This is a genomic window from Tamlana crocina, assembly GCF_012037625.1.
The window spans coordinates 1-608 of record NZ_JAAVJS010000094.1 but is presented as its reverse complement, the minus strand read 5'-3'; the positions used below and the strand labels follow the sequence as shown (position 1 = coordinate 608).

Sequence of the window (608 nt, the reverse complement as noted above, 5' to 3'; positions counted from 1 at the left end):
GGCTTGACCTGGGCACGGGCGGAGTAATTGTGACTGCCCCGGGCGAGGATTGCGATTTTGTTTCACGCTTCTTTACACCGGGAGCTTTAGTATTTGAAGACCCGGTGACAGGTTCTGCCCATTGTTCCCTGGTTCCTTTTTGGGAAAAGAGGTTAGGCTTGGATAAAATGCACGCACGCCAGCTTTCACCCAGGGGCGGCGAATTGTTCTGCACTCTAAAAGGAGACCGTGTAGAAGTTGCAGGACATGCTGTCACTTATTCTGCCGGAAAACTTTTTCTGAACCGGGATTAACTCTCCTGCACCTCCTGCGCTGCCCTAATGCCGGACCTTAATGCTCCTTCCATAGTACTTCGCAAAATACTGGTATGTTCTCCTGCAAAATGGATTTTTCCATGCGGAGACTGCAGGTCTTTTAGATAAGCGGTAACATCCCCGGGACCCGGCCAGCTGGGGCCTCCTAATGCATATGGATCTTCACTCCAGGCTTTTACATATCCTTCTGTAAAATGCTCCTGCACCTCCGGATAAACCTTTTTCATTTCCTGAAGTTGTTGTTCTATTGCCTCCTGCTCTCCCATTTCTCCTAATTCTTCTGCACGCTCACCA

2 protein-coding genes are annotated in these 608 nt (G+C 49.7%); one reads left to right on the top strand and one right to left on the bottom strand.

The window, feature by feature from the left end:
* The coding region (locus tag HC176_RS15775; RefSeq protein WP_167919948.1) for a PhzF family phenazine biosynthesis protein at positions 1-293 on the top strand (293 nt) is incomplete at its 5' end.
* On the opposite strand, the gene HC176_RS15770 is transcribed toward HC176_RS15775, so the two are convergent.
* The coding region (locus HC176_RS15770) for a flavin monoamine oxidase family protein (RefSeq protein WP_209309741.1) at positions 290-608 on the bottom strand (319 nt) is incomplete at its 5' end. The two genes, HC176_RS15775 and HC176_RS15770, sit on opposite strands and share 4 nt — an antisense overlap.